15 protein-coding genes and 1 pseudogene are annotated in these 19,619 nt (G+C 43.2%); 9 read left to right on the top strand and 7 right to left on the bottom strand.

Annotation, left to right across the window (positions count from 1 at the left end; translation table 11 throughout):
• Window positions 1-75 precede the first annotated feature (75 nt).
• From rsxD to bla, 6 genes and pseudogenes are all read left to right on the top strand, one after another.
• Window positions 76-1,155 carry an electron transport complex subunit RsxD gene (rsxD, locus tag FE392_RS07775; protein ID WP_319929661.1) on the top strand — a complete coding sequence of 360 codons (1,080 nt, stop codon included), beginning with the start codon at window positions 76-78 and terminating at the stop codon, window positions 1,153-1,155.
• Window positions 1,156-1,170: 15 nt separating this feature from the next.
• Entirely contained in the window at window positions 1,171-1,797 is a 627-nt protein-coding gene (gene rsxG, locus FE392_RS07770) for an electron transport complex subunit RsxG (protein ID WP_319929660.1), read from the top strand.
• A 2-nt stretch (window positions 1,798-1,799) separates the two neighbouring features.
• Window positions 1,800-2,504 carry an electron transport complex subunit E gene (locus FE392_RS07765; protein ID WP_319929659.1) on the top strand — a complete coding sequence of 235 codons (705 nt, stop codon included), beginning with the start codon at window positions 1,800-1,802 and terminating at the stop codon, window positions 2,502-2,504.
• A 13-nt stretch (window positions 2,505-2,517) separates the two neighbouring features.
• Window positions 2,518-3,150, top strand: a complete 633-nt coding sequence (nth, locus tag FE392_RS07760) for an endonuclease III (RefSeq protein WP_319929658.1) — start codon at window positions 2,518-2,520, stop codon at window positions 3,148-3,150.
• 566 nt (window positions 3,151-3,716) lie between these two features.
• A complete protein-coding gene (locus tag FE392_RS07755) occupies window positions 3,717-5,657 on the top strand; it encodes an exoribonuclease II (RefSeq protein ID WP_319929657.1) in 1,941 nt (646 codons plus the stop codon).
• A gap of 83 nt (window positions 5,658-5,740) precedes the next feature.
• A pseudogene (bla, locus tag FE392_RS07750) lies at window positions 5,741-6,657 on the top strand (class A beta-lactamase).
• 78 nt (window positions 6,658-6,735) lie between these two features.
• Here bla and yciH read toward each other — a convergent pair.
• The 4 genes from yciH to FE392_RS07730 form a co-directional block, all read right to left on the bottom strand.
• Window positions 6,736-7,059 carry a stress response translation initiation inhibitor YciH gene (yciH, locus tag FE392_RS07745; RefSeq protein ID WP_319929656.1) on the bottom strand — a complete coding sequence of 108 codons (324 nt, stop codon included), beginning with the start codon at window positions 7,057-7,059 and terminating at the stop codon, window positions 6,736-6,738.
• Entirely contained in the window at window positions 7,052-7,792 is a 741-nt protein-coding gene (pyrF, locus tag FE392_RS07740; RefSeq protein ID WP_319929655.1) for an orotidine-5'-phosphate decarboxylase, read from the bottom strand. The genes yciH and pyrF overlap by 8 nt, the downstream gene beginning before the upstream one ends.
• 189 nt (window positions 7,793-7,981) lie before the next feature.
• On the bottom strand, window positions 7,982-9,151 hold the full coding sequence (lapB, locus tag FE392_RS07735; protein ID WP_319929654.1) for a lipopolysaccharide assembly protein LapB: 1,170 nt from the start codon (window positions 9,149-9,151) through the stop codon (window positions 7,982-7,984).
• Between the two features lie 6 nt (window positions 9,152-9,157).
• Window positions 9,158-9,472, bottom strand: a complete 315-nt coding sequence (locus tag FE392_RS07730) for a LapA family protein (protein WP_319929653.1) — start codon at window positions 9,470-9,472, stop codon at window positions 9,158-9,160.
• Between the two features lie 453 nt (window positions 9,473-9,925).
• Between FE392_RS07730 and ribA the strand changes: the two genes are divergently transcribed.
• A complete protein-coding gene (gene ribA / locus FE392_RS07725) occupies window positions 9,926-10,516 on the top strand; it encodes a GTP cyclohydrolase II (RefSeq protein ID WP_319929652.1) in 591 nt (196 codons plus the stop codon).
• Window positions 10,517-10,677: 161 nt separating this feature from the next.
• Here the strand turns inward: ribA and acnA are convergent, their stop codons facing one another.
• The gene (acnA, locus tag FE392_RS07720) at window positions 10,678-13,383 is read right to left on the bottom strand and encodes an aconitate hydratase AcnA (protein WP_319929651.1); all 2,706 of its coding nucleotides are present in this window, start codon (window positions 13,381-13,383) and stop codon (window positions 10,678-10,680) included.
• A gap of 281 nt (window positions 13,384-13,664) precedes the next feature.
• Here acnA and FE392_RS07715 point away from each other — a divergent pair, with 281 nt between their 5' ends.
• Both FE392_RS07715 and FE392_RS07710 read left to right on the top strand, forming a co-directional pair.
• A complete protein-coding gene (locus FE392_RS07715) occupies window positions 13,665-14,507 on the top strand; it encodes an Evf family palmitoylated virulence factor (RefSeq protein ID WP_319929650.1) in 843 nt (280 codons plus the stop codon).
• A 354-nt stretch (window positions 14,508-14,861) separates the two neighbouring features.
• Complete coding sequence (locus FE392_RS07710) at window positions 14,862-15,632, top strand: hypothetical protein (RefSeq protein ID WP_319929649.1); 771 nt, start codon at window positions 14,862-14,864, stop codon at window positions 15,630-15,632.
• A gap of 52 nt (window positions 15,633-15,684) precedes the next feature.
• Here FE392_RS07710 and cysB read toward each other — a convergent pair whose 3' ends face one another.
• Window positions 15,685-16,659: an HTH-type transcriptional regulator CysB gene (gene cysB, locus FE392_RS07705; protein WP_319929648.1), complete on the bottom strand. Its 975-nt coding sequence runs from the start codon at window positions 16,657-16,659 to the stop codon at window positions 15,685-15,687.
• 359 nt (window positions 16,660-17,018) lie between these two features.
• Window positions 17,019-19,616: a type I DNA topoisomerase gene (topA, locus tag FE392_RS07700; RefSeq protein WP_319929647.1), complete on the bottom strand. Its 2,598-nt coding sequence runs from the start codon at window positions 19,614-19,616 to the stop codon at window positions 17,019-17,021.
• Between the last annotated feature and the right edge of the window lie 3 nt (window positions 19,617-19,619).

The following is a 19,619-nucleotide window of genomic DNA, read 5'->3' as shown; positions in this document are numbered from 1 at the left end:
GCCATCGCCCGCGTTAAGGCCAAAAAAGTGGCACAAGAACAACAAAAAATTCCAACAGAATAGTGACATTGAACGATGAAATTTAGGCCAGTAACAACTGACAATTCCCTGTTAAAAGTCGCAAGTTCGCCTTTTACACATAATAAAAAAAGCACCAGCCAAATCATGTTCTGGGTGGTGTTAGCTGCAATACCCGGCATTGCGGTGCAAACGTATCTATTTGGCTATGGAACCTTGTTCCAAATCTTGTTGGCAATCATGACAGCATTACTCACTGAATCCGCTGTTATTGCGCTGAAAAAACAATTAATCATTCCCTATCTTAAAGATAATTCGGCCTTGGTTACCGGGTTATTGCTGGGAATTAGCTTGCCGCCGCTTGCACCGTGGTGGTTAATTGTACTTGGAACATTTTTTGCTATCGTTATTGCCAAGCACCTATATGGCGGACTTGGGCAAAACCCATTTAACCCAGCAATGGTGGGTTATGTTGTTTTGCTTATTTCATTTCCTGTGCAGATGACCAGTTGGATACCCCCTGCATCCTTACAAATGTTCACCCTAACGCCTCTGGATAGCTTAATGGTTATCTTCACAGGGCATTCGCCCGATGGTTCCACCTTGCTGCAATTACAACAAGGTGTTGATGGCTTAAGCCAAGCAACACCATTAGATAGCTTCAAAACTGGCAGGTTGACCCACGATATCCATGAAGTATTGCAACAACCTATCTTACAAGGTGTTCTAGTCGGCATCGGCTGGCAATGGGTCAATGTCGCCTATCTGATTGGCGGGCTGATTATGATTAATCGCAAAGTCATTAGCTGGCAGATCCCAACCGCATTTATTTTATCATTGGGCTTTTGTGCATTGCTGAGCTGGCTTATTGATCCCACTCGCTATTCACCTCCTTTGTTGCAACTTTTTTCGGGCGCAACCATGTTAGGCGCGTTCTTCATTGCAACAGATCCTGTCAGTGCCTCAACAACCCCAAGAGGACGTCTGATTTATGGTGCCATTATTGGGAGCTTGATTTGGGTTATCCGTGTTTATGGCGGCTACCCAGATGCCGTAGCCTTTGCTGTGTTACTGGCAAATATCTGCGTACCATTGATTGATCATTACACACAGCCCCGTGCTTACGGTCATAACTAAGGAAGGGAAAGTGCTATGTTAGAAACTATGCGACGCCACGGTATCACTCTCGCAATTTTTGCTGCGTGCACAACGGGATTAACTGCCATTGTTTATTCATTGACGAAAGACCGAATTGACGAACAAGCAGCCTTACAGCATAAAATATTATTGGATCAAGTTGTTCCGCCTGCTTTTTATGATAATCAAATGCAGGATGAATGTTACTTGGTAACAGATAAAGCCCTCGGCAACATACAACCTCATCGACTTTATCTTGCCCGTAAAGATGGAACGCCTGTTGCTGCCGCTCTGGAAAGCACCGCGCCTGATGGTTATTCAGGTGCAATTCAATTACTGGTGGGCGCTGATTTCTCTGGTGATGTGCTGGGGGTTCGGGTGACTGAACATCATGAAACACCAGGGCTGGGAGATAAAATTGATACCCGTATTTCCAATTGGATCTATGCTTTTTCCGGCAAAAAAATTTCATCTCCAGATGACCACAATTGGGCTGTCAAAAAAGACGGGGGGCAATTTGACCAATTCACGGGAGCCACTATTACTCCTCGTGCTGTTGTTAACTCGGTGAAACGCACCGCTCTGTATTTAGAAACTGTACCAGCACAACTTTCTTCACTTCCAGTTTGTGGGGCGAAATAATCATGAACGAAACAAAAGACCTATTTATTCAAGGGATATGGAAGAACAATTCCGCGTTAGTGCAACTTTTGGGCCTCTGCCCCCTGCTTGCAGTTTCTTCCACCGCAACCAACGCACTTGGGTTGGGATTGGCGACAACGCTGGTTTTATTGAGCACCAATATCGCCGTATCCGCTTTGCGCCGCTGGGTTCCACATGAAATTCGCATCCCAATTTATGTCATGATCATAGCATCGGTTGTCAGTACTGTTCAGATGTTAATAAATGCTTTCGCGTTTGGGCTATATGAATCATTGGGGATCTTTATTCCACTCATTGTCACTAACTGCATCGTCATTGGTCGAGCAGAAGCCTACGCATCTAAAAACACCATCTATAATTCTGCAATTGATGGGCTGGCCATGGGACTGGGAGCGACTTTTGCTTTATTTGTCTTGGGCGCGATGCGGGAAATTTTAGGCAATGGTACTATTTTTGATGGTGCAGATTTGTTATTGGGCCATTGGGCTCAGTCATTGCGCATTGAAATTGTTCACATGGATTCTCCCTTCTTGCTCGCTATCTTGCCTCCCGGGGCATTCATCGGTTTGGGATTGATGCTGGCAGCAAAACATATCATTGATGAACGTCTCAAAAATCGCTCAGAAAATAAAGAGCGTCGATACAATATTGAAAAAGGCTGTGGAAGCCAAATTACAAGAAGCTGAGGGTGTAACAGATATGAATCAACAAAAACGGGTCGAAATCTTAACCCGCTTGCGGGATAACAATCCGCACCCAACAACTGAGTTGGTTTTTAACTCCCCTTTTGAGCTACTGATTTCCGTACTGCTCTCTGCGCAAGCTACAGATGTCAGTGTGAATAAGGCCACAGCAAAACTGTATCCTATGGCCAATACCCCAAAGGCGATTTTGGATCTTGGGGTTGAGGGATTGAAAGAATATATAAAAACTATCGGGCTATATAATACCAAAGCTGAAAATGTCATTAAAACCTGCCGTATTTTGCTGGAAAAACACGGAGGAGAAGTGCCGGAAGATCGCGCAGCCTTGGAAGCCCTGCCGGGTGTTGGTCGCAAGACCGCAAATGTCGTGCTGAATACAGCTTTCGGCTGGCCAACTATCGCGGTTGATACACATATCTTCCGTGTCAGTAATCGAACTCGGTTCGCACCAGGTAAGAACGTTGATGAAGTTGAAAAAAACTTATTAAAGGTTGTGCCGGCTGAATTTAAAGTGGATTGCCACCATTGGCTGATTTTGCACGGTCGATATACCTGTATTGCCCGTAAACCCCGTTGCGGCTCCTGCATTATTGAAGACCTTTGTGAGTACACGGAAAAAACTGAGTAATAGTCGATAACTCTCTTCTATATCCTATGAATTTTGAGTTGCATTACCGCGGCAAGGAAACGGATTTCCCTAACCAGCACAAAAGCCGCCAACAAGGAGATAACTTGAAAAATGACGGGGATATAGACAAATAATTTTCGCCCCCATCAACCATAGCTTCCAACAGCCTGTCTCTTGTCAACATTCATAGGAGATAGGCTGAAAAACGACTCGACGCATACCATCCCCCCTTTTGGCAGCTATTACATTCAAATATACCCCTTAAAAATTAAATTCACTTATCTATAAAAGATAAAGTGCCTTTAATATCTCCCCTTTTAGAATTGTTGTTTTTGAGGTTTTTTGCACAAGAGGTTAAGTGAGCGTTGTTTTTAAATTGTATAAGTATGTTGTAACTAAAACGACAATGTTTTGATACCGTGAAATAATCAACTTTAAATGCTCAATTATTATGCTTACCACACAGTTTTTCCTGTTTTGATAAGATGTTACTTGCTCCACACTCCCGATTCGCGTAAAACTGTTATCTAAAATTACTGATAATAACTCCACACTCCTCAGATATTATGTTTCAAAATAATCCGCTGCTTGCGCAGCTAAAACAGCAACTTCACTCTCAAACCCTGCGAGTAGAAGGTTTAGTCAAAGGTACTGAGAAAGGCTTTGGATTTTTAGAAGTTGATGGTCAAAAAAGTTACTTCATTCCACCGCCCCAGATGAAAAAAGTGATGCACGGAGATCGGATTACCGCTGCCATTCATACTGACAAAGATAAAGAGATTGCCGAACCAGAAACTCTGATTGAACCATTTCTGACCCGTTTTGTAGGAAGGATCCAAAAGAAAGAAAACGATAACCGACTATGGATTATTCCTGACCACCCGCTATTAAAAGACACTATTCCTTGCCGTCCAACCAGCCAAGTAACCCATGCTTTCGAAAATGGCGATTGGGCCGTAGCTGAAATGCGCCGGCACCCATTGAAAGGGGATCGCGGTTTCCATGCTGAAATCACGGGCTATATCACCAAAGGTGATGACCACTATGCTCCTTGGTGGGTGACATTAACTCGTCACAGCCTGGAGCGCAGCGCACCAGAAATGACTGAATGCCAGCTAGATGATACAACAATCCAACGTGTTGACCTCACAGCCCTCGACTTTGTCACTATCGATAGTGCAACAACCGAAGATATGGACGATGCTCTCCACATCAGCAAAAATGATGATGGCAGCCTGAAGCTTTCCATTGCCATTGCCGACCCTACCGCTTATATCAAGGCTGGCAGTGAATTGGATAAAATTGCCTATCAGCGCTGCTTCACCAACTATTTGCCGGGCTTCAATATCCCGATGCTTCCCCGTGAACTGTCAGATGACTTGTGTTCTCTGCGTCCGAATGTTCGCCGCCCTGCCCTGGTTTGTCAGGTGTCAGTTCTGGAAGATGGTCAATTGGGCGATGATATTCAGTTTTTTGCGGCTTGGGTCGAATCAAAATTCAAACTGGTTTATGACGAAGTTTCTGATTGGCTGGAGTCTAAAGAAGGCTGGAAGCCAGAATCAGAAGCCGTTACGACACAAATCACGCTCTTGAAAGAAATGTGTGACCGCCGTAACAATTGGCGCCATCAACATGCTCTGGTTTTCAAAGAGCGTCCAGATTACCGCTTTATTCTTGATGATGGTGGCAATGTTGTTGATATCGTTATTGAACAACGCCGCTCTGCCAACCGCATTGTTGAAGAGGCGATGATCACGGCAAACCTGTGTGCAGCCAAAGTGTTGCGTGAAAAATTAGGCTTTGGTGTTTATAACGTCCATACAGGTTTTGAAGCGACTCAAGTTGAGCAGGTTGTTGAAACGCTTAAAGAGCATGGCGTTGATGCTAATGCTGAAGCCTTACTGCAATTGCAAGGGTTCTGTGAATTGCGTCGTGAATTGGATAAACAACCAACGCAATTCCTCGATAGCCGTATCCGCCGTTTCCAAACGTTTGCAGAGATAAAAACGGAACCAGGCCCACATTTTGGGTTGGGTTTTGATGCTTATGCAACGTGGACATCTCCTATCCGTAAATACAGCGATATTATCAACCATCGCCTGTTAAAAGCGATTATTCAACAAACCGATGCAGAAAAACCAAGCGAAGAAATCTGCCTGCAATTGGCAGATCGCAAGCGGGCAAATCGCCTGGCAGAGCGTGATGTCGGTGATTGGCTCTACGCTCGTTTCCTTCATCCTCATGCAGGGACAGATAAAACATTCCCGGCAGAGATTATTGATATCACTCGCGGTGGGTTGCGTGTCCGTTTGGTTGATAATGGCGCCGTTGCTTTTATTCCTGGGCCATTCCTGCATGCTGTTCGTGATGAATTACAATGCAGTCAGGAAACAGGTTCCGTGTTGATTAAGGGTGAAACCGCTCACCAATTGAATGACATCATCAATGTCCGCATTGAAGAAGTCAGAATGGAAACCCGCAATATCGTAGCCCGCCCTGTAAGTTAATCGTTAAAATTACTATATATAACACTATGAAACTGCCGCCATTTATAGGCGGCAGTTTTGTAATGACGATTTAGGATACCCATATGCGCACTTCTGTATTCAAATTAGCCACGCTTACCACTCTGTTTTTTCCTCTGATTAGCAGCCTAAACATTTCCCCTGTCTATGCAGCTAATAACCCCAACAGTACCCAAAATACAACTTCTCATCCGAGTAATGTATCCAACAAAAATCAGATCATCGCTCAACTTTCAGTATTAGAGAAAAACGCTAATGGTCGTTTGGGGGCGGTCTTGATAGATACAGCGGATCATTCCACTATTACCTATCGTGGCAATGAACGTTTTCCGCTATGCAGCACCAGTAAATTTATGGTTGCATCTGCTTTGCTAAAACAAAATGAAAAGGATGAGAGTTTATTGAGCAAAAGAGTCAATTATCAACAATCGGCACTTGTTGAATACAGTCCATGACCTTGGGTGAACTGAGCGCTGCAACACTGCAATACAGTGACAATACCGCCATGAATCTGCTGCTTAACCAGCTAGGCGGCCCACATGAAATCACTGCATTTGCCCGTGCTATCGGTGACAATCATTTTCGTCTCGATCGTAAGGAACCAGAACTAAATACCGCCGAACCGGGTGATAAACGAGATACTTCCACGCCGCAAGCTATGGCAGACAGTTTATACAATTTGACTCTGGGAAATGCCCTTGCTTCTGAACAGCGCGCTCAATTGGCCGAATGGTTAAAAGGAAATACTACGGGCCACGCCAGCATTCGTGCCGGAGTACCAGCCAATTGGATTGTAGGGGATAAAACCGGGCGTTGTAGCTATGGCACAACAAATGATATTGCCGTCATTTGGCCAGACAATAAACGCAGCCCTCTGGTTTTAGTGACTTACTTTACTCAGCCCAATAACCCCGAAGCCAGCGCAAGACCTGATGTTTTAGCCGATGCGGCACGCATCATGATCCAAGGCAAAAGAAATTAATTCAATTAAAAAGCCAGACTACTTATTTGCAGTGTCTGGCTTGTCTGTTTTATTTAAGGAAGCAATAGGAAGCTAGGCTTAGCCACCCGCCAATTTCACCTTCATACCTTTTGCTTCCAATAATTGCTTCAACAAATCGCGTTTATCGCCTTGGATTTCAATTTCGCCCTCTTTTACAGAGCCACCACAGCCGCATTTTTTCTTCAATTCTGCTGCTAACTTAGCGAGTTCTTGATCATCCGCGTCGATGCCTGTAATGATACAAACTCCTTTGCCCTTACGCCCACTGGTTTGGCGTCGGATCCGTACAATACCATCACCTTTCGGGCGTACAGGTTTAATTTTTTCTTCTTGGATACGACCAGTATCTGTCGAATAAACCAAACGAGAGTTATTATCCATGCATGTTCCTGATAGATTGATTGATCTGCTGTAGTGCCAAAGACGGATTTTCCGCACGGGTAATCGGGCGCCCGATCACCATATAATCTACCCCTGCTTTAACCGCTTGAGGTGGTGTCATAATTCGGCGTTGATCACCCGCATCTGAGCCTTCCGGGCGGATCCCAGGGGTAACAAGCTGAAATTCCTTACCACACACAGACTTTAATTGCTGTGCTTCATGGGCCGAGCAAACGACACCATCCAGACCACACTGTTTTGTCAATAACGCCAAACGCTCAGCATGTTGTGCCGGAGTCACATCAACACCAATACCCGATAAATCAGATTGTTCCATGCTGGTCAACACGGTAACCGCTATCAACAATGGTGAGTCTTTACCATAGGACAATAACGCTTCTTTGGCAGCGGTCATCATTCTTGCGCCACCACTCGCATGAACGTTAACCATCCAAACGCCCAATTCAGCTGCTGCTGCTACGGCTCTTGCCGTGGTATTGGGAATATCATGAAACTTAAGGTCTAAAAATACGTCAAAACCACGTTGATGCAGCGCCTGTACAAATTGCGGGCCATACAGCGTAAACATCTCTTTTCCCACTTTTAGACGGCAAGATTGCGGGTCAATTTTGTCGACAAATTCCAGTGCTGCATGTTGATTATCGTAATCCAATGCAACAATAACAGGCGAGTCAATCCGTTTGTCTAAAATTTGGGCTGTATGGGAAGTCATCTTTATATCCTTCGATTTACCAATGGACTTGCATTACTAATATTAATGAAAATACTAATGAAAAGAAGCATGTTGTAATTAACATGCATTAAGGCTATCTGTAGTTTAAAATTTTTTTGTGGATTAATAACCATGCGCTGAATTAACACGATGAATTGCCAATATAGAATACCGGCATAAGTGACAGTGTCACTGACCATCTAAACCTCGAATCGGTTTAATGGAGTCCCATGAGCGGCAGGATGGGCAATGCCAATATAGCGCACGGGAAGTAAACCCACATTTATGGCATCGATAATCAGGTTTTGTACGGATTTGTTCGCCTACCATATTGCGCAGCAAGATCAAACTTTCTTTAGCTCGCCCTTCTTCCGCATCCGCTAAATGGTAATCCATCAAGCGGTAAAATAATTTCATGGTTGGATGGCGCTCCAACTGACGATTAATGAAGTTTTGGGCAATATCTCGCCCTTCTTTCCTTTCAATAATGTCAGCCATATGAAGTTCGGCTATTGCGCCACACTTTTCTTCCACGCAGCGTTGTACAAATGCTTCCCACTCATCCGATTGTGACAGATGCTGATAACACTCTTGCAGCATCGATAGAGATTCACTGATAAGTTCTTTATCCTGCTCCAGAACACGTTTCAATGCATCAATGGCTTTAGCATATTCATTCTTGGCCATATAAATGCGGCCAAACATAATTGAGACACGCGCACAATTTTTGTCTGCCTGCGCAGCTTTATTCAGGTGCCCGATAGCGTCGGAAAAATCATCATTTCCCATGCATTGCAATGCTAACTCACAATAAAAATGAGCAATTTCTTCCCTAAAATGGTGCTTGCCCAATTTTACTAATTTTTCAGCAACATCAATGGCTTTATTCCAATCACTGGTAGATTGGTAGATGGTTAGCAAAGAATTGAACGCATTTTCGCGGAAGTCAGTTTCATCCACCAGCTGAACGAACATGTTTTCAGCGCGATCATAAACCCCGGCAGCCATATAATCTCGCCCCAATTGCTGGATGGCGAGTAAACGCTGCTCAAATGTCAGTGACGCACTCTCCATCAATGATTGATGGATACGAATAGCTCTTTCAACCTCACCCCGGGAACGGAACAAATTCCCCAATGTCAGATGAGCCTCAAATGCAGAGCTATCTTCTTTCAGCATATCAAGGAATAAATCTACTGCTTTATCCTGCTGATTGGAAAGTAAAAAGTTAACCCCATCAACATATTCACGTGCAAGACGGTCAGCGGATTGCTGTTTATCTTGTTGAGCACTTCTGCGCCCCATGTACCAACCATAGGCGGCAGCAATAGGAAGCAACAGAAACAACAGCTCTAACATGAAGAATTATTCCTTGTTTAAGGCTACAGTCGATGTGGTTTTCAGGGATGACTCAGATGGTTGTTCCAACTGGGTTTCCAAGCGCTTAATTTTACGCTTTGCCCGTTGCAGTGAAAGGCGGGTACGCAGATAAAATGCCCCACAAACTCCCCAACCAAGAGCAAAACCAACACCGAATAGCACCGCCAATAGTGTAGATACCGAATAATCCCCTTTGGCGATCAAATAATTGAATGTCACTATCTGATTGTTGTTCGATCCTAATGTCACTGAAATAACAAAAACAACCAGAGCCAGCAATAATATCAAAAAATATTTCACATTTTTTCCTGTTATCTATTGTTACTGATTAGTTATGCCAAATAACAGACATAGTGGCGTGTTAAATTAGCATTTCTCGACTACGCAAAGGAAGCAATTTATTGCACCAAGTGCCGATTTCCTCCTTTTTGTGATGCTATTCTACTTGTTTGCGCCCAATCTTTACTTTTTCTGCAATGGTTCTGTTCAATGCTTTTCCATAAAACATAAAAAATATAGCGCAGCATAACCACAAAAATATGCTTACAGTTTAGCATGTTAATATTCTTATATTGAGGCTTGAAATCTATAAGACAGATATTCATTCATTTTAATAAATTCTGTTATAATGCGCCGGCGTGCATGCGTTGTAATCAGAGAAAAATTTTCTATATTTTTAGCTGATGTATCAACCGATCTTGTTCTGAGTATCGCAATATTTATAACGAGTCAAATCAATATATGAATACTAAAATGCAGCTAAAACGAGTAGCTGAAGCGAAGTTACCTACGCCCTGGGGCGAGTTTTTGATGATTGGGTTTGAGGAAATCGCAACAGGTCGTGATCATGTTGCCCTTGTTTTTGGTGATATTTCTGGCGAAAACCCCGTATTATCGCGGATCCATTCAGAATGTCTCACCGGAGATGCTTTATTCAGCTTAAGGTGTGATTGTGGTTTTCAATTAGAAGCAGCATTAACACAAATTAGTAAAGAAGGCCGAGGTGTTCTGCTGTATCACCGCCAGGAAGGCCGAAATATTGGCTTGCTGAATAAAATCCGCGCTTATGCTTTACAAGATCAGGGTATTGATACCGTTGAAGCCAATCATCAATTAGGTTTCGCGGCTGATGAAAGGGATTTCACCCTTTGCTCAGACATGTATAAGTTGTTAAATATCAATGCGATTCGTCTTTTGACCAATAATCCTAAAAAAGTTGAGATTATGGTAGAAGCCGGCATAAATATTGTAGAACGAGTGCCGTTGATTGTTGGGCGCAACCCTAAAAATGCTTACTATCTGGACACCAAAGCCAGCAGAATGGGGCATATGTTGCTTAAATAAGCAGCCTTTTATGATTGGTTGGTTTATTCCGGAATAGAGTTAAATGATATCGGTTTTATCTTTTAATCTCTGCAACAATTCTTCTCTACAAAACAAGAAAAACTGCGTCGGTGTGGGCGCAGCTTTTCTTTCCGAAGATAATTTATTTCATCATAACTATCTTATTTGAGCATATTACGAATGACGTAATGTAAAATACCACCGTTATAGAAATAAGCCAGTTCTGTGCCAGTATCAATACGGCAACGAGTATCGACCATAATTTCTTGTCCATTGGTGTAAATGATTTTCACCGGAATCGTCTGCCCAGGTTTAATATCGCCCAATCCTGCGATATCAATTTGTTCGTCTCCTGTCAGATTTAATGTCTTACGACTGGTACCCTGGGGGAACTCCAGTGGCAATACACCCATGCCGATTAGATTAGAACGATGGATCCGCTCGAAAGATTCCGCTATTACCGCCCGAACACCCAATAATCTTGTTCCTTTTGCTGCCCAGTCACGGCTTGAACCTGAACCGTACTCTTTGCCCGCAATAATAATTAGTGGTGTCTTTTCCTCTTGATAACGCATAGCTGCATCATAAATGGCAAGCTGGGATTGTGACGGAATGTGACGGGTATATCCCCCTTCAACACCAGGCACCATTTCATTGCGAATGCGAATATTGGCAAATGTTCCCCTCATCATGACTTCATGGTTACCACGCCTTGAACCATAAGAGTTAAAATCTTTTGGGGTAACGCCATGCTCTTGCAAATAACGCCCTGCGGGGCTATCTGCTTTGATGTTTCCCGCTGGAGAGATATGATCCGTTGTAACCGAATCTCCCAATATAGCCAATATGCGAGCCTGATGAACATCTGTTACCGGCGTAGGTTCAACCGTCATATCACTAAAAAATGGCGGATGGCGAATATAGGTTGAATCCGGTTGCCAGGAATAAGTTGCTGAACTTTCTACACTCAAAGATTGCCAGCTCTCATCCCCATCAAATACCGCATTGTATTCTTTATGGAACATCTCCGTTTTAACTTTCTCAACGGCTTCTGCAACTTCCTGACTATTGGGCCAGATATCCCGCAGGTAAACATCATTGCCCTGCTGGTCTTTCCCGATAGGTTCACGAGTCAGATCTTTCTTCATACTGCCGGAAAGCGCATACGCGATCACGAGCGGAGGTGATGCCAGCCAGTTCGTTTTCACCAAGGGATGAATGCGCCCTTCGAAATTTCGGTTACCAGACAGTACTGCACCTACAGTCAGATCAGATTGCTTAATTGCCGCTTCAATGGGATCGGGCAATGGGCCTGAGTTACCGATACAAGTTGTGCAACCGTATCCCACCAAATTGAAACCTAATTGTTCCAAATATGGCATGAAACCGGCCAAGTTAAGGTAATCAGTCACTACTTTTGAACCCGGAGCCAGTGAGGTTTTAACCCACGGCTGGCGCTGTAACCCTTTTTCAATCGCTTTTTTGGCAAGTAACCCTGCTGTCATTAAGACACTGGGGTTAGAAGTATTGGTACATGAGGTAATGGCAGCGATAACGACTGCGCCATCTTGCAAGGAAAAAGTCTGTCCATCCAAAGTGACAGATACTTCAGATGAATGAGCCTGTGCTTTATGAATATCCAGTTCAATGGCAGATTGGAATGCTTGTGGGACATTCCCCAGCGCAACTCTATCCTGTGGACGTTTTGGCCCGGCCAAGCTGGCTTCTACCGTTGACATATCCAGTTCAAGATTGCTGGTGAAAACAGGTTCATCCCCTGCGTTACGCCATAATCCCTGAGTTTTGCTATAAGCCTCCACCAAAGCAATTTCTTCTTCATGGCGTCCGGTTAAGCGCATGTAGCTTAATGTAATGTCATCCACCGGGAAAAACCCGCATGTGGCACCATATTCTGGCGACATATTGGCAATGGTTGCTCTATCCGCCAAGGGTAAATCTGATAATCCATCACCATAGAACTCGACAAATTTGCCTACAACGCCATGCTTGCGCAGCATTTGGGTTACAGTCAGTACCAAATCCGTCGCAGTGATCCCTTCCCGTAATTTACCCGTTAATTTAAAACCAACAACATCCGGGATCAGCATGGAAACAGGCTGCCCTAACATGGCAGCTTCAGCTTCAATGCCGCCGACGCCCCAGCCAAGAACGCCCAAGCCATTAATCATCGTGGTATGGGAATCTGTTCCGACTAATGTGTCAGGATAGGCAAAATTTTTGCCATCTTTATTTTCATACCAAACTGCCTTGCCCAAATATTCGAGATTGACCTGATGGCAAATCCCTGTTCCCGGCGGCACAACACGAAAACGGTTAAAGGCTTTTTGCCCCCAACGCAGGAACAGGTAACGTTCATAGTTACGTTCCATTTCAATCTGAACATTTTCTTCAAATGCTTTATCTGTACCAAACTTATCTACCATCACGGAGTGATCTATGACGAGATCAACCGGAGATAGTGGATTCACTTGTTCTACATTTCCACCGAGCCTCAATACCGCTTCTCGCATAGCAGCCAGATCTACCACCGCCGGAACACCTGTAAAATCCTGCATTAAAACACGGGCAGGACGATAGGCGATTTCTCTGTCTGCATGACCGCTTTTCTGCCACCCCACCAGCGCTTTCAAATCATCTTCCACAACAGATTCACCATCAATATTGCGAAGAAGGTTTTCAAGCAGAACTTTAAGGGATTTTGGTAAGCGGGAGATTTCACCCAGTTTTTCGGATAACAGAGGTAAGCTGTAATAGTGGTAGGTTTTACTACTAATCGGTTCGCCATTGATCGATTGACTATTGATCAATAGAGTTGAAGCACAGTCCGTTTTTAAATTAAACGACATAACTCCTCCTTTTCTTATTATGGTTAACTACACTATTAAACATAACATATAAAAAAACATTTGTTGTTCAGCGATCACACATTTTGCTAACCGCCTGTAAAACCTCACTTATTGATAAAATTTATTGATGACAATTCAAAATTAGTTGTGTTTTATTCGTAGTGAATAAATAGGCAAAACATCCGGCGATATTTGTTGCTAAGAACCTTAGTCTTTGATTTGAATATTGAGAAATGTATTCAAATTCTTTGATGGGTTAATCACAAATTGGAGAATCAACTATGGATATAAAGACAGACAAAACACACAAAGATTATTTAAGTCATATACAGCAAGCTGACCAATTTTTTTCCACGGAATTTAAATTTAATAAGAATAAAAAATATTCTTTGGAGGATTATCAGTTCAGTGATACAGATGGCCTTATCCAGTTTGTCATAACATCACAACTTACTGATAAATCTCAGGTCATACAGCAATTAGACCATATCAAAAAAACACAGGTAGCACTTTCCTCAATTGCCACTGACTATATAACCAAATATACAGATGCTCATGGAAAACAATTTAAAACCGATATTCAATTCTGGAGTGATGTCATCGCGAAATTGCCACTGATGAGCATCAAGAATATTGAAACTCAAACCTACCACCATGACATGGTAGGTGTTTCCATTGCGGCAAATTTACTTCAGCTCATCATGGATATTGTATTGAGTACCCATTCACCCGGAATGAAAAGTTTTGCTAATTTTTTGCAAAAACAAGGCGATGCCATCAGGATGGGATTGGAACAAAATGATGACTATTATTCTACTCTAACGTTAGCCAGTGTGATTGAAGCCGTCGGTATGGATGGGCAAGTCATATACATCCCTAAAATAAAACTGTATAAAATTGATTTTGATAAAAGTAATTCGGAAATGACATCAAATTGTGCTTCCAATAAAAATGTCAATGTTGCGTTTACTTACACTTCCTGCGTTGCATTGTTTGATTATCAAGCGTTGGAAGATCCCCAAATAAAAACCGCTTTTAATAACTTCATCCTTAAGCACAAAATATCTTCAATAGAAGATTCCGATAGCTTTTTCAGTGGTGAATTTAAACCAACCTCTAATTGACAACCATCAATGAGGCGTTTCAAAATTCTGAAGCGCCTCTCTCCATGCCCTTTCATGTTTTGGCCAGTGTATGTTTTCCTAATGCTTATGCCTACCAAACTGGGATCCGCTAGCATAAATTTAACCCTTTTCCCGATTGTTAAGAATTATTCGCTTGTTGTTTCATGAGATTAGGTAGATAAAGTCTAGTATTTGCACAAATACCAAGGTCACATCTGCGTCAATCTTCTTGGTGTTTTATTGTTACTTATCCGTTTTCGACTATAAAAGGGTGAATGCAGAAAGATTGCAAGTAACGATGGTGGGCTAAGAATTACGATTGCCTTGCTAACGGGATGCGTTCATATAGGTAATATGGATTGTGAAAAATACCCCTTAACCAATTATTTTAGTTTTTTAGATAAAAGAAATTTAATAACAGAATACACAGCGTTCAATAGAGTTCTTTCGCTAAAAATAAAAATCAATGACATCAATAGATTAAAACCTTTAGACGGCCAAGAACCTGATTCAGTTACTAATATCAGGCTAACGTGTATGGGATTCAAAAAAAGTGCTGATGGATATGTTCTGTCGAAACATAAAGAAAACATAACCAAAAAAATATATAAAGACGATATTTTAATCCACTTGAAGTATGAGCCTGACCCCACCAAAGCAAAAGAAACTTTCCAGCGTGTAATCAATAACTATGATCTTGTGACACCCGCAGTACAAAATACACCCACAGGCCCAGTTCCCACTGAATCCACTGGGGTGAGTAGCAATATATCTGTTGGAGAAATACCTGCTGGGGAAATTCCTGGTCAAATACCAAGCACATCGAATTGGCAGGAGCAGAGTGTTCTCTTCACTTTTTCGGCGCCACCCAGAGGGAGAGGTCATCGCACAATGCATTCATCAAGATTCAGGACATCTCGACGTGAACCACCTCCTCCCTATAACCCTACCAGCTTATACGGCCCACCTCCGAGCTATGATTCTGTGATGAGCCAAAGCGCCGCATCCGGTTCCGACCAAAGTGCAGCGGGTTCATCTTCATTTTCACCACCCAGCCCCGCAAGTTCGCGAGGACAAGGTCAAAATCCGTTTCAGGCCAGAGGTAGAGGAAGAGGCAGAAGATAAAAAAATCACCTCCTATTTTCAGGAGGTGATTTAATCAGTTTAATCCGCTGGCTTATATAATCGGTAGTTCAATGTCTTTAAACATTTCTTCGATTTCTTCATTAGAGCGTAATGCAACGGCTTTATCTACAACATCTCGGGTGAGATGCGGCGCAAAACGCCAAATGAAATCATACATATAACTACGCAGGAAACTGCTACGCCGGAAACCAATCTTCGTTGTGCTGTAACTGAATTTATCACGCATATCAATGCGTACCAAATCACTGTCTTGAACAGGCTCAACGGCCATACTGGCAATGACACCTACCCCTAATCCTAAGCGCACATAAGTTTTAATCACATCGGCATCCGTTGCCGTGAATACTATCTTAGGCTTCAAACCCGCTCTATCAAAAGCCACATCCAACTCAGAACGCCCAGTAAAGCCAAAGGTATAGGTTACAATCGGGTATTCTGCCAATTCTTCAATAGTGACATTCTGCCTATTGGCAAGAGGGTGTTCTTTCGTTACCACGACAGAACGGTTCCAATGATAACAAGGCAGCATAATCAAATCGCTGTATAGATGAAGTGCTTCGGTTGCAATTGCAAAGTCACTATTCCCCTTGCAAACTTCTTCCGCAATTTGAGTAGGCGAGCCTTGGTGCATATGCAGAGAAACATTGGGGTAACGTTCAATAAAGCCTTTAATGACAGGGGGCAACGCATATCTTGCTTGTGTATGAGTCGTCGCGATGTATAGCGAGCCACGATCTGGATAGGTATGTTCACTGGCGACAGAACGAATCGAATCTATTTTTGACAGAACCTCACGTGAAATACGGACAATTTCTTCACCAGCCGGAGTCACATGTGTTAGGTGTTTGCCACTGCGCGCAAATATTTGAATACCCAATTCATCTTCAAGCATCCTGACTTGTTTGCTGATCCCTGGTTGAGAGGTGTACAATCCTTCCGCTGTAGAAGATACGTTCAGGTTGTGATTAACCACCTCTACAATATAACGTAATTGCTGTAGTTTCATATCAGCACTGTCCCTAATAATAGTGTACGAATGTTTTGTAGTTTAATAAATTTCTATATTTCTAATGGTTATTCGCTTATAACCATATGATATATTGACCTGCAGGCATATAACCACTATAACACCTACTGTATATTTATATAACAAATAATTAGGTCGGGTAACTATTATCGAATACTTGTTGCAGATATATTGTGTTTTGATTCTGCCTAAATGCAAAAAAAAGCCAGTCTTGAAGACTGGCTTTTTAGAAAGAAAGAGTACGTTTTTGATAAAAAAAGAAATATCTGTCTAAATCTACCTTCATGAACTATACCGCAATAAATGCGGCATAATTCACCATTTTATCACTACAGTGATTACTTCTCTTTTACTACCCAAGCACCCTCAACAAAAAATGCTGTCCATCCGGTTGCTTTACCGTTCTTCTCGGAAGAGACATATTGCTGCTTGGTTTTGCGACTAAAACGCACGACCGTTTTATTTCCCTCAGGATCAGCTACCGGTGCTTCGGCTAAATAACGTAACTTTTCCGGCAAGCGATCTTTGAAACGAGCAAGTTCTTCCACCAACGGTGCACGAGTTTCCCGTGATTTAGGGAAGGTATTGGCCGCTAAAAATACGCCAGCGGCACCATCACGCAATACAAAGTAAGCATCCGATTTCTCACAGGCCAGTTCTGGCAATGGAACCGGATCTTCTTTTGGTGGAGCGACTTCCCCATTACGTAAAATCTTACGGGTATTTTTGCATTCCTCGTTTGTACAACCCATGTATTTACCAAAACGCCCCATTTTCAGGTGCATTTCAGAGCCACATTTGTCACATTCAACGATAGGGCCATCATACCCTTTGATGCGGAACTCGCCTTCTTCAACTTCATAGCCATCACAAGCAGGGTTATTACCGCAGACATGCAACTTGCGCTGGTTATCAATCAAGTAACTATCCATTGCCGTGCCGCATTTTTTACAGCGCCGGCGGGCACGCAATGCATTCGTTTCCGCATCCTCTCCTTCCAGAATATTCAGTATTTCATTTTCTGGGATCAGATTGATTGTTTGCTTGCACCGCTCTTTAGGTGACAGAGCATAGCCGGAGCAACCGAGAAATACGCCCGTAGTCGCTGTACGGATACCCATGGCGCGATTGCAGGTCGGACAGGAAATCGAAGTAATGACCATCGGATTTGGCCGCATGCCACCTTCATCCGGATCTTTGTTGGCAACTTCAAGCTGTTCACTGAAATTAGAGAAAAACTCGTCCAGCACGCCTTTCCAGTTCGCTTCATTATTGGCAACATGATCAAGCTGGTCTTCCATTCGCGCAGTGAAATCATAGCTCATCAATTCGTTGAAATTTTCTTCCAGACGATCATTGACGATTTCGCCCATTTTCTCTGCATAGAAGCGACGGTTTTCAACACGCACATAACCACGATCTTGGATAGTTGAAATAATTGACGCATATGTCGATGGACGACCAATGCCGCGCTTTTCAAGCTCTTTAACCAAAGAGGCTTCACTGAAACGAGCCGGAGGTTTTGTAAAGTGCTGACTTGGAAGCAACTGCTGTAAATTAAGTTCAGTGCCAATTTCAACGGCTGGCAACGTTTTATCTTCGTCTCCCTTGCGCAAGGCTGGCATCACTTTTGTCCAACCATCAAAGCGCAAAGTGCGCCCTTTTGCACGCAGTTCGAACTCACCGGCTTGCACAGTCAGTGTCGTAGAATCATATTTCGCGGGCATCATCTGACAAGCGATGAATTGGCGCCAAATAAGCTGGTACAATTTTTGAGCATCGGCTTCCATGTCTTTTAGCTGTTCTGCCATCACATCGACATTAGAAGGCCGGATCGCTTCATGAGCTTCTTGAGAATTTTCTTTGCTGCTATAAACATTGGCACTTTTCGGCAAATATTTGTCACCGAAATTATCGCTGATATAACCACGAACCATATCCAACGCATCCTGGCTCAAATTAGTTGAGTCGGTACGCATATAAGTGATATGACCAGCTTCATACAAACGTTGCGCCATCATCATGGTCTTTTTGACCCCAAACCCAAGCCGCGTACTCGCCGCCTGTTGCAATGTTGAGGTAATGAAAGGTGCACTCGGTTTACTGGACGTCGGGCGATCTTCACGGTCAATGACTTTGTATTTCGCCTTTTCAAGCAAAGATACGGCAGCCAGTGTTTGCTGCTCATTAACTGGTTTGAACGGTTTTCCCTTTTCATGGGTTACTTCCATATGGAGAGCAACCTCACCCTTCGCCATTAAATCCGCATAGAGTTGCCAATATTCTTCCGGCACAAACGCCTTGATTTCACGCTCTCTTTCAACCACAAGGCGAACTGCAACAGATTGAACCCGTCCGGCAGATAACCCTCTGGCCACTTTTTTCCACAATAGCGGTGAAACCATATAACCTACAACGCGATCCATAAAACGGCGCGCTTGCTGGGCATTGACCCGGTCAATATTCAGTTCACCCGGCTTATCGAAAGCGTGAGTGATTGCATTCTTGGTAATCTCGTTAAACACGACTCGACTGAAACGAGTATCATCCCCACCAATAATTTCCCGCAAATGCCATGCAATGGCTTCTCCTTCGCGGTCGAGATCCGTTGCGAGATAAACATGTTCAGATTTTTCAGCCAACGTTTTCAATTCCGCAACAACTTTTTCTTTGCCGGGTAGAATTTGATAGTTTGCTTCCCAACCATTATATGGATCGACACCCATACGATTTACCAGCGCTGTTTTCTCATCTTTTTTTACTTTCTTTTTATTCTTATCGGTAGATGAGCTTGAACTCTTTTGACTTGCTGACCCACTTGTCGGCAGATCACGGATATGACCCACACTGGATTTTACAATGTAGTCATTCCCCAGATATTTATTGATTGTTTTGGCTTTTGCCGGGGACTCCACTATAACAAGAGCTTTAGCCATAGT

This window comes from Xenorhabdus santafensis (genome assembly GCF_033949405.1).
Taxonomy (GTDB): domain Bacteria; phylum Pseudomonadota; class Gammaproteobacteria; order Enterobacterales; family Enterobacteriaceae; genus Xenorhabdus; species Xenorhabdus santafensis.
Note: the sequence above shows the minus strand (reverse complement) of the source record. Positions and strands in the feature narration are given on the sequence as shown.

Coding starts and splice junctions, on each gene's coding strand:
- rsxD (WP_319929661.1), top strand. CDS start 76: ATGAAATTTAGGCCAGTAACAACTGACAATTCCCTGTTAAAAGTCGCA.
- rsxG (WP_319929660.1), top strand. CDS start 1,171: ATGTTAGAAACTATGCGACGCCACGGTATCACTCTCGCAATTTTTGCT.
- FE392_RS07765 (WP_319929659.1), top strand. CDS start 1,800: ATGAACGAAACAAAAGACCTATTTATTCAAGGGATATGGAAGAACAAT.
- nth (WP_319929658.1), top strand. CDS start 2,518: ATGAATCAACAAAAACGGGTCGAAATCTTAACCCGCTTGCGGGATAAC.
- FE392_RS07755 (WP_319929657.1), top strand. CDS start 3,717: ATGTTTCAAAATAATCCGCTGCTTGCGCAGCTAAAACAGCAACTTCAC.
- yciH (WP_319929656.1), bottom strand. CDS start 7,059: ATGGATAATAACTCTCGTTTGGTTTATTCGACAGATACTGGTCGTATC.
- pyrF (WP_319929655.1), bottom strand. CDS start 7,792: ATGACTTCCCATACAGCCCAAATTTTAGACAAACGGATTGACTCGCCT.
- lapB (WP_319929654.1), bottom strand. CDS start 9,151: ATGTTAGAGCTGTTGTTTCTGTTGCTTCCTATTGCTGCCGCCTATGGT.
- ribA (WP_319929652.1), top strand. CDS start 9,926: ATGCAGCTAAAACGAGTAGCTGAAGCGAAGTTACCTACGCCCTGGGGC.
- acnA (WP_319929651.1), bottom strand. CDS start 13,383: ATGTCGTTTAATTTAAAAACGGACTGTGCTTCAACTCTATTGATCAAT.
- FE392_RS07715 (WP_319929650.1), top strand. CDS start 13,665: ATGGATATAAAGACAGACAAAACACACAAAGATTATTTAAGTCATATA.
- FE392_RS07710 (WP_319929649.1), top strand. CDS start 14,862: ATGGATTGTGAAAAATACCCCTTAACCAATTATTTTAGTTTTTTAGAT.
- cysB (WP_319929648.1), bottom strand. CDS start 16,659: ATGAAACTACAGCAATTACGTTATATTGTAGAGGTGGTTAATCACAAC.
- topA (WP_319929647.1), bottom strand. CDS start 19,616: ATGGCTAAAGCTCTTGTTATAGTGGAGTCCCCGGCAAAAGCCAAAACA.